Below are 16,530 nucleotides of genomic sequence, written 5' to 3' on the forward strand. Positions count from 1 at the left end.
TTGATACTATACATTCTCTGTAGAATTTACGCAATATCTTACTAAAAATTTTTGTTTATTTTTGTTTATTTTTGTGTAGGGGTAATTCATGAATTACCCCTACTATATATTTTACAGCAGTAGGGTGTGTTAGCGTCAGCGTAACGCACCTGAGATTTTTGAGATTTAGATACAGCACTTCCTGATGTTATGAGGTACAAGAACCCCACCCCCAACCCCCTCCCCGCAAGCGAGGAGGGGGCTTAAGATGTACCTCATAAAAGCGGAAACCCCTGTAAGTCCTATCCAAATAATATGTCACGACCAAGTTTAAGGAGGGATACAACCGTATCTTGATGCTGACCTGACCAAGTAATTGCTTTTTTCATCTCCTCAACTTGTCCATGACTCATCAGATTAAGAAATACTTTCTCGCGTTTTCTGATTTCACTAGGTTTTGTATTCCAAATCTCCTGAATTACCCACTTTTTCATAATTGAAGAAGTGAATAAATATATCTTTTCTTTTTCTTTTGGTAACTTTGGTTTTGGCCTGATTTCCGAAACAATTACCCCCTGTTCTTCTAATTCAGTTAAACTGCGTTCATTTTGGTTCAAAATGCGACCAATACCTTTTAAATCAAAGTCTTTCTGCTCTAAATGACCGTCTAGATATAACAAAACAATGAGCATTAATAAGGTTTTTTGTTGGTCATTACATCTTTTCCAAATTGTTTCAAAAATCTGTTTAGTATCCCTTTCAAAATCCCTTTCAAAATCACTATTAAATTTATTGATATCAACTTCTTCTCCTTGTTGTCTTGCTATGTATAGTAAAAAACCGGCAATTTGTATTAAAGTCGGGTGACTACCAGTAATATTTCTAATTCCATTTCTTAATTCTGGTGGAAATACTGATAATAATTGCTCTGTTTCCTGGTAATCAAATTTTTTCAAAGATTGATACATATAGTGATTATACCAAGGAGAAGCATTTGGCTTGAGTGGTGGACCAATTTCATTGAGGCGCTGAAGTGAGGTGACAATCATGGTAAGTTTTTTGTTAGCACCATGAACGGCTAAACTACGACATTGAGCTAAAAATGTTTCTCTATCAGATTCCGTATATTCCCCATTGGTTTCTAAGGCTGCGTCAAAGTCATCTACCAACAAAACCAGGAATTTATTTTTTCTACCTAACTTTGTTATAGCTTGACGTAGAGTATCATTTGTAATATTATTCCCTCTTAAGTTTCTAATTTCTGTTTGTAGTTCTGGCTCATTTTTTAATTTATCATCCATAATCGTCAAAATTTCTGCCCAAAACTTACCAGGAGTAAAGGGGTATAAACTCTGACAACTGAATAATACAATTACAGCGGGAGATGAATCTAGTCCATATTCTTTCCAGGTTTGGGGACAAGCAACTTTGTCTAAGTAAGAAGTTTTCCCCATTCCTGGACCACCCCAAATAGCTAAATGACTGCGAGCATGAATTGTGTCAAAAGCGGCTGTGATTTCAGATGTGCGACCGATAAAATATTCTGGAGGAACTGGTATATTGGCGAAGAAAGGATTAGCCATATTTCGGAGATCCTAATTCTGATGTTATTAGCCATAATAGTCCATAATAGTCATAATACAGGTTATCTCCTTGAGATTCCTGACTGATTAAAAAATTCGGGGATCTGAGTGAATGTTAAATAGTTCTCTAAGTATGATTTTATGCGATTAATTCTCTACAGCAAGCCCGGTTGTCACCTTTGTGAAGGATTGCAGGAAAAATTAGCCCAAATCAAAACTCTGAGTTTTGAGCTAGAAATTCGGGACATTACCACTGATGATAATTGGTTTGCATTGTATCAATATGAAATACCTGTACTCTATTTTGTCACTAATGAAGGTAAGGAACAAGCCATACCTCGTCCCTCTCCTCGTCTCAGTGTCGAAGGACTGGAAAAATTTTTAGCTAAGTATGTGAAAACTTAAAACAGTATATTCGGGGCGATACTGAGATTTGAGTATATTTACATTATTTAAAAAAAGTAAAATGTCCGCAAAAGCGGACACTTTTAGGGCTTCTGTCACTTTTATTGGCTACAATCATGTCTGGAACATGATGTTTTTATTGTTGATGATCAGAATCAAAAAATCAAGTCTTTTTCAGATATAAATTAGACATAATTAAGTGAATTATATCTTGAAAGATATAGCATTTCCCTTCTGCTGTCAGGTGCAGGAATAATGAATTAACCGCAGACAAACGCAGATAAATTTGTACTTTAGTGGAGACTATTCCCTGCTATATAAAAAACATCATTCCTCAGAATTATAGCGGCGTGAAGTATAAACCCAAATATTATTATCTCGTTGAATTTGTTGAGTATGGGAAGAACCAATAATAATTACAGTTCCCATATCTGCTAATGTTGGTTCTAACTCTTCTAGAGTAATAACTTTAACCTCTTCTCCCTTTCTCCCCAGATTTCTTCCTAATACTACTGGTGTATGAGGTTTTCTGTGTGCTAATAAAATCTTTTTCGCGGCCGCTAGTTGCCAATTGCGTTCTTTTGATACAGGGTTATAGAAAGCAATCACAAAATCACTAGCAGCCGCAGCGGTGATTCTTTCGGCGATAATTTCCCAAGGCTTTAAAATATCAGATAGGGAAATTACGCAAAAGTCATGTCCTAAAGGCGCACCAATACGGGCGGCTGCGGCTTGCATAGCAGAAATACCAGGGGCGACTTGAATATCAATTGTGCGCCATTCTGGTTTATTATATTGGTCTAAAACCTCAAAAACCGCCGCCGCCATTGCGTAAATACCGGGGTCGCCAGAAGAGACAACCGCTACATATTTTCCCGCTGCGGCTAGGTCTAGCGCCTGATAAGCCCTTTCTGCTTCTACTCGATTATCTGATTCATGGACGCGCTTCCCAACAGCCAGGGACGCAATTAAATTAATATAAGTTTTATAACCTACTAAATCCGTAGCTAAATGCAAAATTTCCCTTACTTGTGGTGACATCCATTGAAATGCACCAGGACCAGTACCAATAATAGCTAATTTTCCCTGGGCTTGTCCTGTTGTGGCGGGGTTGATAATTTGGCTGGAAATGGCCACGGCAATAGAAGAAGATGGAGATGATATAATTCGACCATCTGTACCTGTGGCGGCTAAGGCTAGGGCTGAAGCGGAGGAGAGTTGGTTTTCCCGAAAAAACCGGACAGGAACGTTTAAAGCCTTAGCTGTAGCATGGAGTTGGGAATTATTGGCCAGGTGAAGAGGTGCAAATATGCCAGCGACGGCAACAGATGCTAAGTTAGATTCTGTGAGTATTTGCTGAATTTGAGTAATTGTATCTGTTTCTGGGTTGGTGAGAGCGATCGCTATGGTCGCAGGATGATAAACTAAACAATCAGAGTCATAATTACCCAAATATTCGGTAATTTTAATCTTTAACTCGCCGTTTTCATCAATAGGTAAATTACTCTCCTTCAACCAAGGCGCTGTTCCCACTAACTTGACTTTTTCCCCGGCCAATAGGTCAGCAATAAATTTTTTCCCCTGTTCTGGGTTAGCTAAATGATATCCCCAGGGAGGAGACAACAAAGCGGTATGAAACCGGATATCCCCCGTGGTGGTAATTGCTGGTTTAATATTCAGCACTTCTCCAATTTGACGCGCCAAATCATTTACACCACTCAGTCCACCTAAAAGCGGTACTACAGCACTTCCATCTTCAGCGACAGCTAAAAGAGGTGGTTCTTGTCCTTTATCATTTAAAATAGGTGAAATTGTTCTAATGAGAATCCCAGCCGCACAAACACCAATTACTGGCGTACCAGCAGCGAACAATTTCCGCACAGTTTCGCCAAAGTCGGTAAAACTAATATCAGTATCATGAGTACGACTAGCCAAACCGTATAATTTCGCAGTTGCAAAGATATTAGTAATTTTCCGCCCCACAATAACGCTATTTTGACTTAAAACTACAACCGCAGGGACTACTCTTGTATTCATGTATTTGACGAAACTAAGCTATTGAGAATTTAGACCGGATAGAAATGGGGAATTAACCGCAGATGAAGGCAGATAAATACGCTAGTGGGGTAGGAAATGTTATAATCATTAGTGATTAAGAGTTATCAATTCCCAATTTCCTACAATTTATTTTTGGTAGGGATGATAATCATGGAAAAATAGGGTACTTCCAAGGGGTTAACTTCATCTAAAGGTAATATACGTTGTTGCGTTGTCGTAGCGCGTTCAATGTATCTAGCCCGTGAAGCTAGTCCTAGTTCGTGGAGAAGATTCCTAATTTTAGGAAAATGACGACCAAGTTTCATAATGGCCGCCGCGTCAGTTGCTAGAAGTTGGCTAGTTAGTATTTCTATTGGTAATGGCGCAGGTAAAACGGTAAGAACATCATTATAATAGGTAAATGGCAAACCTAAAGCCACAGGACAAGCCATAAGTGAGGAAACTCCGGGAACAACTTCTGTTTTGTATTTATCAGCTAATCGAGTAAATAAATACATAAATGAACCGTAAAAAAACGGATCTCCTTCACAGAGAACCACCACGTCTCGACCTGCGGCTAAATGGTCAGCAATGGGTTGAATTTCTTGGTCGTAGATAAATTTGGCCTTTTCTGGTTCTAAGGCGCGAGGGAGATGAAATAATACCTCAATCTGATGATTATCCAGGTAGGGGGAAACAATCTTTCTGGCGATACTTTCTTTATCTACCGCTGACTGATAAGCGACAACGGGGACAGAACGGAGGATACGTAAGGCTTTTAAGGTAATAAGTTCTGGGTCTCCAGGTCCGACACCAATTCCATAAAGACGACCTCCAGAGTTAGCCATTACTCTTCCTCACTTGCTAAAGCGTTAACAGCAGCCGCAGCGATCGCACTTCCGCCCCGTCTTCCATGTAAAGTTAAGAATGGTACATTGCGGCTATCTGCGGACAATGCGGCTTTTGACTCAACCGCACCCACAAAACCGACGGGAAAACCCAATATTAACGCCGGTTTAGGAACTCCCTCGTCTAGCATTTCCAATAGCCTAAATAGTGCTGTAGGTGCATTTCCAATTACCACTATTGCCCCTTCTATATGAAAGCGCCATAATTCTAAGGCAGATGCTGATCTTGTATTTTTTAATCTTTTAGCCAGTTGTGGTACTTCTGGATCATTTAGGGTACAGATCACCCTATTATTTTTGGGTAGTCTTTTTCTTGTTATCCCCTCGGCTACCATGTGAGAATCGCACAAAATCGGTGCGCCGTCAATTAAGGCTTTTCTCCCGGCTTCTACCGCTGTAGAAGAATATCCTAAGTCTTTGACAATATCCGTCATTCCACAGGCATGAATCAGACGAACCGTAATTTTAGCTACATCGTCTGGCAACACATGGAGATTGGACTCTGAGCGAATAATTTCAAAGGATTTAGTGTATATTTCGTTAGCATCACGGATGTAATCAAACATGGTATTTTAAAACTGTAACTGTTGAATTTGGACTGGATTTGCTAAATAATTGGTTTAATTGGTGTTTTTGACGGTCAATAAACTGCCTGAAGGATTCCTGTAAACTTAGACGTTGTTGCTGATACACTTCTAATATTTGCTGAATTAGAATTGGAACTTTAGCCAAAGTCACATATTCATAGAGCAAATGACCAAGAACATAAATTTGATAACCCGGAAAATTTTCACCGGCAACACCAAGTAAGGTAATATCAGCTTGGGTATGTTGAGCGCAAGATTTACAGCACCCACTAAAATGGATATTAACCGAACAATCTAAAATCATAAGATTTTCTAGGTATTTTGCCAAGTCTAAAGCATCATCTTTCGTTTCTGTGGCCGCAGCAGCACAACCTCGTTTCCCAGAACAAGCTACTAAAAAACTTTTGATGTCCGTTGGTGAATAGTTTAAACCCAAGTTGGTAATTTCTTTCTCGACTTCTATGATTTGATTTTGGGGAATATCGCTTAATATTAAGTTTTGCCAAGGTGTTAACCTGATATTATCATCACCATATCTTTTCGCAAGATTAGCTAAACCTCGAATTTGATAGGTTTCTAGTCTTCCTAGAGGTAAAACAATACCAATGTAATATAACCCGCTTTGTTTTTGGCTATGAATGCCTATAAGATTTTTTTCTCGCAGAGACGCAGATTCGCGGCTAATATTTTCTTCAAGATTAAATGTGTTTGGCTCTAATTCTTCTTTGACTTGGTGCAGATATTTTTCGATGGTGATGTGATTGATGATTTCTCGTAAACGTGGTTTACGACTGTTTTTAATGTCTATGTGTTTGAGGTAAGTTTCTGCTAATGCTGCTAAAACTGCTATTGTCTCTACTGGTTTAAGTAAAATTCCCGTGTCTTTGGCTGGTTCTCCTTTTTTTCCATAACTGAGATATAATCGCCAATGGATATTGCTGTTAGTGATTTCTGCTGCTAAGATGATATCATTAGGGCGGTCTTTTACCGAAATTTTGCCTCCACCATCAAAACACACACTAAATTTCGCTGATAATTGGGAAAGATGAGAATGTGCTGTAATATATTTTTCCCAAGCTTTAACTAGGGGACGAGTATCTATTAGTTCTTGAGTATCAATACCCGCTGTAGGACTGGTCATAATATTGCGGATATGGTCTACACTAGCATTACTAGAAGCTAAACCTAGTGCTTGTAATTTTTCCAGAACTTGAATATTTATCTCTTGTTTAATTTCTCTAATTTGGATATTAGCGCGGTTAGTAATATCAATATAGCCCCCACCATAATGATCAGAAATATCCGCTATGGCCTCAAATTGTTGAGAATTAATCATTCCCCCTGGTATTCTCAGACGACAGAGAAAACCATCTTGGGCCAATGTATTGTAAAATAACCCTGGACAAGCAGTCAATGGAAATTGCAAAATCGTGACTCCTTCTCTGTGTGACGCAGAGACAGAAATTGAATAGATACCCTAGAATTGGCATTCTGACTTACCCAACTTTAGACTTGAGATCTTTAGTCAAATCCAAAATTGCTTTACAGTTGCGGCACAGTCCCGGAATTACACCGAAGTTTCCCAACCCTAAGTTTTAGCATTGTACCACAAAATAGTATTTTTTGATTAATTGTCTCAATCAGGATCACGATATTCAGGATTATAGGTTTTTGGTGTGACACTTGCATAAGTCCTAGATTATAGTGTTCTTGCCGCTTTTTTAGTTTCACCAATTTCAAAATAGTCAAAATGACAATCAAAATTAGCCAAAAGTGTAACTTAATTTTGGCTGTTACTAGACTTTTGGTCAGGACTTAGGCAAAACTGAAGGAAAGTAATTCATGAATCACCCCTAAAATCACCCCTAAGCAACAATAAGGCTTTTGGTGATATCTTCTTGTGTAAGTCCTAATCCAATGACCCATTACTAATTACTGTTTACTGTTCGACTTTTGGTGAATAGGCTGAAACCTGCTGTACCGATATTGTTTTAAGGTATAGATCCCACATTCCGCACCCCAAACTGTCACCGGGGTAAATTACGTAGAGAAAAATTAAAGAGAGAATCAAAACAAACATATAAAGTGAAAAAAGGCATTTGAGAAACAGTAAATCACCAAAAATGGCATCAAAACCTATTCTCAATAAAAAGCAATAACAATGCACACCACCTGGAGAGGACAACAAATAAATAAAATAAGAGATTCAAAAGACAAATCATAAGTTAGCCTAATCAATTAAAGTAAAAAACGAAATTATAAACATAGTAAAATAGAGCTATAAATCAAAGAAATTAGCTCATCTTTACAAGAGAAATTAAATTGATAGAGATAATAATTAGGTGACTAATTGATAGTAACGTAAACAATCATCTGGTAAAAGACTCAAGATAAAATCTCTGTCCTTATTCCAATTAGAAATATGTTCTTCCTGATTGAGTATAACTAAATGAACACACTGAAAGCATTGAAAAATCCAGCGCAAAGTAGGGCGGTCTGTTGCTTTACCTAATTGATTTTTAATTGTTGATTTAGAATTGAAGAGAGCATTTCTAATTTGACGTTGAGCCAAAGTATAAACTAGTAGACATAAACCCATAATCATTCCCAGAGACTCTATTCTTTCAGGACTTTTGAGGAAAATACTGTCAGCAAAAAATAATGGGTCTTTGAGAAAAGCAAACCCTCTTTCACAGGATTGTTGGGCTTTATATTCAATCAACATGGAATTATTGCTAAGTTCATTTGAATCTAAAACATTAGTGGCAATAATAAAACGCCCTGCACTCAGCATTTCCGTATTAATTTTACTTTCATCCTGGGAGACTGTGGCTGATATTTGGTAAGATGTTTCTTCTGGAGAATCTTTTGTCTTAGATTTGACTTGAGTAACCAAAATTTCCTTAATTTGGTGATATTTTAATTGTTTTGATAATTTTGATAACGGTTTAGAGACAAATCCTAACCCGTTTATTATCATGGCTCTTACTACTTGACCTGCATTTACTTTTTCGTCTTTTTCGACTCCTATTGATTCATTTATTATTTCTATTATTCCGATTTAATCTATGATTCCTGCTACTATCCCTAGATGGTCTATGTTCTGAATTTCTATTTTTTGGGGTTTTAATTTCACAACAGTTTTCTCTACTTGTCTATTATGATTCTCTCATTTCTTGCTTTCTGAATAATAAATTTTTTAATCATCTTGAATTTTCTTTTTCTTTCGGCATCTTTAGGAAACTTTACTTTCTCACATCACCCTCCTTTTAATGCTACTTCTTCTCATTAAGACTCTTTCTGTTTAATTTATTTTTAGTTTTTATGTACTACTTTAAGGGCTTTTTTGATCTGTGCCAGTTCAGGGTGCGGAATGTGGGATAAATTAACAGCAAGTTTTAATTGAGTTGTGAAAAAAATTATGATGAAAAATATAGTTCTAGTTGGTGGTGGTCATAGTCATGCTATTGTATTAAAACTTTTTGGTATTTATCCACTATTAGGAGTGAAATTAATTTTAATCACCCCAGATAAATATACACCATATTCAGGAATGTTACCAGGACATATTGCCGGATTTTATAATTATACTGAATGCCATATTGATTTGGAAAATTTATGTAAATTAGCTCGTGCAAAATTATACATCGAACGAGTAATTGGGCTGGATTTAAAAAATAATAAGGTGCTTTGTGCGAACCAATCTATAGTAGATTTTGATATTCTCTCTATTGATATTGGCAGCACTCCTGAAAAATTGTCCGTATCAGGGGCGGCAGAATATACAGTTGCAGCTAAACCAGTGGCACAACTTTTAGAACACTGGAATAAATTACGAGAAAATTTAGTTATAAATCCGCAAAAAAAATTAAGTATTGGTATTGTTGGAGGTGGCGCTGGTGGTGTGGAATTAGCTTTATCAATGCAAGCAGGGTTGGAAAATTTGGGAATAGATAATCTACAGGTGCATTTATGGCAAAGAAGTCATGAATTAATGCCAAATTACAATTTATCGGTGCGGGTAATTATGGAGAAAGTTCTAATTAATAAAGGTGTAAAATTGCATTTGGGAGAAACGGTGGTTCAAGTTTCACCAAAAAATCAAAACTTAGAAATTAAATGTGAATCTGGATTAGAAGTTGAATGTGATCAAGTTTTTTGGGTGACACAAGCATCAGCCGCAGATTGGGTAAAGGATTCAGGAATTGCTACAGATGAAAGGGGTTTTATTTTGGTTAATAATAATTTGCAATCTGTTACTCACTCCCATATTTTTGCAGCAGGTGATATTGCGACTATAATTGATCTTCTCTTGCCAAAAGCGGGTGTGTTTGCGGTGCGTCAAGGTAAACCCTTGTATGAGAATTTAAAAAGAACGATCTTGGGTAAGTCGCTAAAACTCTATCAACCACAAAAAGCATATTTGAGTTTAATTACTACAGGAGATAGAAAAGCATTAGCTACGAGAGGAAATTTCACTTTACCACCCCACCAATTATTATGGTACTGGAAAAACTATATTGATAGCTGTTTTATGGCACAGTTTCGATAAAACCCAGATTTCCCACTTCATTTTCTGGTAAGAATACTAATACAGAGAATTTCGTTTGAGTAAGGTACACCTGTATCGGGCAAGATGCCCGCACCACAAGGGTTTAATTGTTTATGTTTGTACACCATTTACCAATAATCTGCTGTAATACAACCATGTTACGTAATTATGCACATTTTTGAGTGGTCGCTGTCTCAAAAAGATACCAAGTGGGTTATATAGTATTTATTTGTTACAACACTTATGCTAATTTTCCCAAAATCAATCCCAAACCCAATAAAATCGTTACCATATCAGTAGGGTTTTAGGGTGTTGGCGAAGGTATTGTTATTAGCGATTATTTTCTACAATAGTTAATAGGATCTTGATAAAAGGTGTAGGTAAAAAATGTCTAAAACGGTTATTGATGTGATGAGTCGTGATCCTATCCTCGTTCATCCTCAGACTACCTTAAAAGAAGCTATTCAGATTTTAGCAGAAAAACGAATTAGCGGTTTACCTGTAATTGATAATACAGGTAAATTGGTGGGAATTATATCAGAAACAGACTTGATGTGGCAAGAAACTGGTGTAACTCCACCCGCATATATTATGATTTTGGATAGTGTTATTTATTTACAAAATCCCGGTACTTATGAACGAGACTTACATAAGGCTTTAGGGCAGACTGTAGGCGAAGTTATGAGTAAGAACCCTCTAACTATTTCTCCTGATAAATCATTAAAGGAAGCAGCGCAATTAATACAAGAACATAGGGTTCACCGTCTCCCAGTCCTTGACAATGGAGGTAAGGTAATTGGGATTCTCACTCGTGGTGATATTATTCGCGCTATGGCTGCTGATTAAGTCACAGGTTGCTGGGAAGACTAACAATCGGAGTTTTCCCAATTACCATCTACTACACTCAACATGAGGATAATTAAATGACTATTTCTGCTGATAGTGTCAAGGAATTACTGAGTTCTGAAAATTTAGGTGATCGTTTGCGGGCGGTTAATCAAATCCGGTCGCTAAAACCACATATTGGTTTAGAATTAGTACAAATAGCTATAGGTGATAGCAGTGCGAGGGTACGTTATGCTGCTGTCAGTCAAATGGATACCCTGGGAACCCAGGATTTACAATTATCCTTGACAATATTACGGGTTTTACTGAATGATCCTGAAGCAGATGTCCAAGCCGCCGCGGCAGACTGTTTAGGTGCGCTAAAATTACATGATGCTTTTGAAGACTTAAAAAAACTTTACCAAGAAAGCCCAGAATGGCTAGTACAGTTTAGTATTATTGCCGCATTGGGGGAATTAGGAGATCCAAGGGGATTTGAACTACTTAAGCAAGCAATTTCTTCTGATAATGGCTTAATTCAAACTGCGGCCATCAGTTCTTTTGGTGAATTGGGAGATGTACAAGCAGTTCCCATACTAGTATCGTACAGCACTAATCCAGACTGGCAAGTACGTTATAGAGTTGTACAAGCTTTGTCTCGTTTAGACGATGATGCTGCTAAAGCAACTTTAGCAACTTTAGTAAATGATGATGTAGAAGTTATCGCCAAAGAAGCAAGAGAAGCTTTACAGTTAGTTTAACTTGGTAGTTGCGTTTATTCGATGAAGCGCAACTACTAATAAGTTGGCACAGGTTATGATCAATTTTATAGTTATTAAAAATTGCCTCCGTATTTTTTATGATTACAGATATGACTTATACACTTAGTGAAAACTAACCGCACAGGATATAGTTTTTCTCTCTAGAACGGGGAGTGTCATACAATTTAAACGACACTAAAAAATGGGGAGTTAATGGATACAATGTACAATAATTATTTAACATCAAATCGGACTCAAGGTGAAAAGAATATTAAACTATTAGTTTTAGATATAGATGGGACAATTACCGGACATTCTAATAATCTCAGCGTTACCGTCAAAGAAGTTATATCCAAGGTGCAAGAAAAAGGAATTAAAGTCGCTATTGCTACCGGAAGAATGTATTGTTCAGCCTTGCGATTTCATCAGGAAATTGGCTCTACACTGCCATTAATCGCCTATCAAGGTGCTTGGATTCAAGATCCAAGTAATCATAAAATTCATCGTCATTTACCCGTATCTAGAGAAATTACCCAACAACTACTAGAATACTTTGAACAGCCGGATTTGCGATCGCTTCTGTCAGTCCATTTTTACATCAATGATCAACTTTATGTGCGAGAAATCACCAAAGAAACGGATAATTATCAACAGCGTTGTGGTGTGACTGCTATTCCCGTCGGTGATTTACGTCAATTATTAGATCATGAACCCACTAAGATATTAGCTTTGTCTGAGGACGCAAATTTAACTCAACAACTTTTAGCTGATTTACGCCTTAGATACAAACCCACAGATTTATATATGACAACATCCGTCCCCACTTTCTTAGAAGCAGCGAATACTCATGTTAATAAAGGTAATGCTGTCCGTTATCTAGCAGAAGAAATGCTAGGTTTAGAAAGTCATCATGTCATGACTATCGGTGATAATTTCAATGATGTAGAAATGCTCAGTTATGCCGGTATTAGTGTGGCCATGGGTGACGCACCAGCCCAAGTGCAAGCGATGGCTAATTGGGTAGCGCCTAGTGTAGAATTAGATGGCGCTGCAGTAGCAATAGAAAAATTCTTGCTTTCCTAGAAAGGTAAAATCATCGGTCTTTGTTCATACTTTCATTAACCAACAACACAGACTATACACACAAAAAGGACACCGACGACTGGCCGTGTTTCGTCTCGGTGTCCTTTTTGGTTTTCTCCTCACACGATTAGAATTATAGCTAGAGATATGTATTTTGTCAATAGATTTTCGAGAAGTTTTTGTTAATATAAATTAAAGTTCTACCAGTGCAACTAACCTCAATTTGTTTTCTAACACAGACCTTAAAATCAACTGAGTTGCTATCAGTAGTCCTAACCTAGCTTGGGACAATTCTGGAGTCTTAATTTTTACTTCTCCCCAAATGCGACAACTACCCCAGAATTTCTCAAAAGCTTGACTCAAGTTCTCAGCCGCTTTTTCCCAGTTAATAGAACTACTACTGTCAGGACAAACTAAATCGTCCACTAATTTTACTAATTGGTGCATCAGTAACATTTCATCAGCGTGATTAAGCAGAAGTTTTTGATCACCATTAAGTAAAGGTATCGGTTTCACAGAAAAATAACTTTTAGTACCTGTTTTATCAAGCTCAATTAATCCATCTTTCTGCCCTAAGCGCAATAAAGAACAACAGCGGGAATGGGCGTATTGAATTTTAAAAATTGTTAATGAATGTAATGAAATTTGTGATTGATCATTAGTGACTGGTAATTGGTAATCCAGAAAATTATTTACCAAGTATCCATTTTCGGGAAAAACTATCAAATTTTGTAACCAAGCTGCTAAGGTAGAGTCAATGAGTTCTATATAAATCCAACCGGGAGGAATTACCTTAACGCTAAATAAACTATCACTATTTTGGGATAAATGCCCGGCCATAGCCTGAGCAATTTCCATCACGGGTAAATTCTGAGATTTTGATATCCCCATGGCCATGCCAGAGATATATAGAATTTTTTGATTATATCCTCCCTGATAGAGAGGAACTTTTCTACTTTCTATGCCTGTAATTCCCCTATCATTGGTAAAAACACTGAAGCAAGAGGCTAAATAACCGCTTATTAGCTGCTTAATAGCTTTGCTTTTACTAAAAAGTAGTTGATAATACACGTATTCCTTGTAAAAAATTTATGAGGTGCATCATTTTATCCTGTTCCATCTACCTTCAGATAGAAGTTTACTCTATGTACATAAAAATAAGAGTAGGATAAAATTTGATGAATTAATGTATAAAAGATGGGTAAAGTTTAGTACTCTCGTTGTACAGTAGGAAGTATAAGAAAAAATAGGGAGCTAAATTGCTTTCTATCTTATCGGAGGACTAGCGCTATTAAGCGTTAACTCTACCCCATTCAGACAAAGACACTCCTTGCACTGTTCTGATCACGTCTTTGTTTTTTAGCCATACGCTCTGTGTTACTTATGCAATCTCAATCCTCCTTTTCCGAAGCTTCACGTCCCTTCTTGACTTGGCAACGCATTCTTGACTGGGCCCAAGAACACTACCGCTGCCGCACCTTCAGTAAAGATGAGCGCATTCCAGCCAGACCTGGTTTGCTCTATTTAGTCCAAAGGGGCGCTATCCGCATGGTAGGAACTGCCCAAGTAGGTGCTACCGCCAGTCAGTTAACATCTAGAAGAATTAACAGAACTCCAGAAGAAGCCTTCTTGGGCTTTGTAGGGGCAGGACAACCCTTTGAAATTGTTGCTCAGTCCCCATTTACACTCCAGTCCTTTGCCCACGTTGACCAAACCGCGGTACTGTGGATGTACTGGCATGATCTAGACAACTGGCCTCACTTCCGTCGTGAAGTTATGGATGCTTTTAGATATCAGCATCAGCGCAAGTTACTCTGGTTAAGTGCTTTAGGGCAAAGACGTACAATTGACCGTCTCTTAGGATTTCTCACCTTACTGATTGAGGAATATGGCGAGCCTTCCATGAGCGAAACTGATCCTGATGTAATTCGTGGTTATTGCTTACCCTTTCCCCTCACTCATGCCCAAATTGGCAGCGCCATTGGTTCAACCCGTGTAACTGTCACTCGTTTAATGGGTAAATTACGTCAACGCGGCTTAATTCTGGCCCAAGGGGATAATTTAATTTGCTTACCCGCAGATGCTATCAATAGACCAGCGAATAATGGGTAGTTCAAATCTCGAAAGAGCAGTAAATTGATCAATGTTACCTGAGAGCTTGCCACTCTCGGACACACCAATAGCAGGTATCAGCGGATTTTGATAAACCCACTTTGGGTAATTAGTTCCTGAACCTGCTCCTCATTTTCACCAATCTGCGCTGAAATTGATCAGCTAAAAATTGGCCAAGTATTCCTATAGAACTAGTCCTAAGTTTAAATGCTCAATAGCTGCTAATGAGTTTTTCCCCGGTGTTTCTATTTTTCCAGAACCGGCTCAAAGTCGTACCCAGTCCGAGAGCGCTTACCAGGGACAATTTTCACCAATTGGACTGGGGTATTTCGATCTCCCGACGGTAAAAAACGAATGGAACCGGCAGCACCACTGGTGGAAAAGTCTGATGAAAGTAGTGTTTTTTGAATTCCAGAACGACTGGGATGAGTTGCTAAGGCGGCAATAAAGGCTTTTGTAGCATCATAGGCGGTTGCTGCACGCCAATTTACATCACTACCCCATAACTTTCTAGATTGGGCTGGAAATGGGGAATTAGGATTGCCATTAATATGCCAAGAAACAGCCACTACCATGGCTAATGCTTGTTCTCTGGCAATTTCTAAAGTTTTGAGGCTATAGACAGCATCACCACCGAGTAAAATCAGACGTTTTTGATTTACTTGCACTACTTGTAATGCTTTATCTAGGGTTTCACCATTAGGAGCTAACATTAAAACTTCCGCACCTTGTTTAAATGCTTTTTCGATGCTAGATGAAGGGCTAAAATCAGCTTTAGATAAATCAAACTCACCTGATATTTCTCCACCCTCCAAAGAAACAGAGGAAACAAACTCAGATTTTAATGACTGGCTGTAGTTGCTTTGAGCATTATAAAAAACTGCTGCATTTTTTTTCCCCAAAGTTTTCACCATATAATTAGCTAAAGCTCTGGCCGCGACAAAATCACTAGTTAATGTGCGAAAAACGTAGGGACTAAAATTGGAAATTTTTACAGAACTACTAGTAGGAGAAATAGCGACTAGTTTGCCATCATTATAAACCTTCCCGGCGGCCAATGTTGCGTCACTGCTATAATGTCCAATTACTCCTAAAACTTCGGGGTTTTCTACCAAAGCTGCGGCTACCTGTTGACATATTTTCTGATCATTGTCATCATTAGCTATACCTACTTTTAACGGCACTCCCTTCACTCCCCCAGTAGTATTAATCTCATTTTGAGCTTGTGCAACACCACGTAATATTTCTAATGCCGTATTCGGGTCATTACCAATAGGTGTAGAGACAACAATGGTATAGCTTTTACCAGAGCGAATGCGGGCATTATTCAGATAAATAAGTGCTTCTGGGTCATTGGGTTTGATTTTTAGAGATGATTCTAAATTGGTGATTGCTTGCTGATAATTTTTGTCCAAAATATCCTTAGCAGCATCTTTTTTGCCTGGGGAAACATCATCAGAAATTAAAATTTTTTCTCCAAAACTAATTCGTTGTGCAATTGATTGATTTCCGTCCTTCCATTGATGAGAATTTAGCTTATTTTCACTATTTATTGCTAAATTATCAGAGGATTTCGGATTAGGATTAGTAACAATAATGAAAAAACACCAATAACCAAACCCCAAAAGTAGGGGTATGAAAATAATAGGGAGTATTTTGCCTTTCCATTTCATAAGTTTTTTCTGATGGTTGTCAACT

Annotated in this window: 14 protein-coding genes and 1 riboswitch; of the genes, 6 read left to right on the forward strand and 8 right to left on the reverse strand. The window is 37.8% G+C overall.

Annotation, left to right across the window (positions count from 1 at the left end):
• Positions 1–281: 281 nt before the first annotated feature.
• Complete coding sequence (locus tag H6G25_RS11205; RefSeq protein ID WP_190392549.1) at positions 282–1,562, reverse strand: ATP-binding protein; 1,281 nt, start codon at positions 1,560–1,562, stop codon at positions 282–284.
• A gap of 141 nt (positions 1,563–1,703) precedes the next feature.
• Here H6G25_RS11205 and H6G25_RS11210 point away from each other — a divergent pair, with 141 nt between their 5' ends.
• On the forward strand, positions 1,704–1,967 hold the full coding sequence (locus H6G25_RS11210) for a glutaredoxin family protein (RefSeq protein WP_190392550.1): 264 nt from the start codon (positions 1,704–1,706) through the stop codon (positions 1,965–1,967).
• A 327-nt stretch (positions 1,968–2,294) separates the two neighbouring features.
• Here H6G25_RS11210 and cobJ read toward each other — a convergent pair whose 3' ends face one another.
• The 5 genes from cobJ to H6G25_RS11235 form a co-directional block, all read right to left on the reverse strand.
• Positions 2,295–4,004, reverse strand: a complete 1,710-nt coding sequence (gene cobJ / locus H6G25_RS11215; protein ID WP_190392551.1) for a precorrin-3B C(17)-methyltransferase — start codon at positions 4,002–4,004, stop codon at positions 2,295–2,297.
• 140 nt (positions 4,005–4,144) lie between these two features.
• Positions 4,145–4,852 (reverse strand): precorrin-2 C(20)-methyltransferase, encoded by a 708-nt coding sequence (locus tag H6G25_RS11220; RefSeq protein ID WP_190392552.1) that lies wholly within the window; start codon positions 4,850–4,852, stop codon positions 4,145–4,147.
• The gene (locus tag H6G25_RS11225) at positions 4,852–5,478 is read right to left on the reverse strand and encodes a precorrin-8X methylmutase (RefSeq protein WP_028091528.1); all 627 of its coding nucleotides are present in this window, start codon (positions 5,476–5,478) and stop codon (positions 4,852–4,854) included. The genes H6G25_RS11220 and H6G25_RS11225 overlap by 1 nt, the downstream gene beginning before the upstream one ends.
• The gene (gene cobG / locus H6G25_RS11230) at positions 5,471–6,925 is read right to left on the reverse strand and encodes a precorrin-3B synthase (RefSeq protein WP_190392553.1); all 1,455 of its coding nucleotides are present in this window, start codon (positions 6,923–6,925) and stop codon (positions 5,471–5,473) included. The genes H6G25_RS11225 and cobG overlap by 8 nt, the downstream gene beginning before the upstream one ends.
• 41 nt (positions 6,926–6,966) lie before the next feature.
• Positions 6,967–7,125, reverse strand: a riboswitch (cobalamin riboswitch).
• Positions 7,126–7,837: 712 nt separating this feature from the next.
• On the reverse strand, positions 7,838–8,560 hold the full coding sequence (locus H6G25_RS11235; protein WP_347239171.1) for an IS1634 family transposase: 723 nt from the start codon (positions 8,558–8,560) through the stop codon (positions 7,838–7,840).
• A gap of 360 nt (positions 8,561–8,920) precedes the next feature.
• Here H6G25_RS11235 and H6G25_RS11240 point away from each other — a divergent pair, with 360 nt between their 5' ends.
• The 4 genes from H6G25_RS11240 to H6G25_RS11255 all read left to right on the forward strand — a co-directional run bounded on the left by H6G25_RS11240 (position 8,921) and on the right by H6G25_RS11255 (position 12,720).
• Positions 8,921–10,051, forward strand: coding sequence for an FAD-dependent oxidoreductase (locus H6G25_RS11240; RefSeq protein WP_190392554.1), 1,131 nt, complete (start codon positions 8,921–8,923; stop codon positions 10,049–10,051).
• Between the two features lie 387 nt (positions 10,052–10,438).
• Positions 10,439–10,897, forward strand: a complete 459-nt coding sequence (locus H6G25_RS11245; protein ID WP_190392555.1) for a CBS domain-containing protein — start codon at positions 10,439–10,441, stop codon at positions 10,895–10,897.
• A 77-nt stretch (positions 10,898–10,974) separates the two neighbouring features.
• Positions 10,975–11,637, forward strand: coding sequence for a phycobilisome degradation protein NblB (gene nblB, locus H6G25_RS11250; RefSeq protein WP_190392556.1), 663 nt, complete (start codon positions 10,975–10,977; stop codon positions 11,635–11,637).
• A gap of 222 nt (positions 11,638–11,859) precedes the next feature.
• Entirely contained in the window at positions 11,860–12,720 is an 861-nt protein-coding gene (locus H6G25_RS11255; protein ID WP_242034940.1) for an HAD family hydrolase, read from the forward strand.
• Positions 12,721–12,912: 192 nt separating this feature from the next.
• Here the strand turns inward: H6G25_RS11255 and H6G25_RS11260 are convergent, their stop codons facing one another.
• Entirely contained in the window at positions 12,913–13,791 is an 879-nt protein-coding gene (locus tag H6G25_RS11260) for a DALR anticodon-binding domain-containing protein (RefSeq protein WP_190392558.1), read from the reverse strand.
• Between the two features lie 312 nt (positions 13,792–14,103).
• Between H6G25_RS11260 and H6G25_RS11265 the strand changes: the two genes are divergently transcribed.
• The gene (locus H6G25_RS11265; RefSeq protein ID WP_028082691.1) at positions 14,104–14,832 is read left to right on the forward strand and encodes a Crp/Fnr family transcriptional regulator; all 729 of its coding nucleotides are present in this window, start codon (positions 14,104–14,106) and stop codon (positions 14,830–14,832) included.
• 245 nt (positions 14,833–15,077) lie between these two features.
• Here the strand turns inward: H6G25_RS11265 and H6G25_RS11270 are convergent, their stop codons facing one another.
• Complete coding sequence (locus H6G25_RS11270; protein WP_190392559.1) at positions 15,078–16,505, reverse strand: ABC transporter substrate-binding protein; 1,428 nt, start codon at positions 16,503–16,505, stop codon at positions 15,078–15,080.
• Positions 16,506–16,530 lie beyond the last annotated feature (25 nt).

The sequence above is a fragment of the Dolichospermum sp. FACHB-1091 genome, assembly GCF_014697585.1.
In the GTDB taxonomy this organism is placed as follows: Bacteria; Cyanobacteriota; Cyanobacteriia; order Cyanobacteriales; family Nostocaceae; genus Dolichospermum.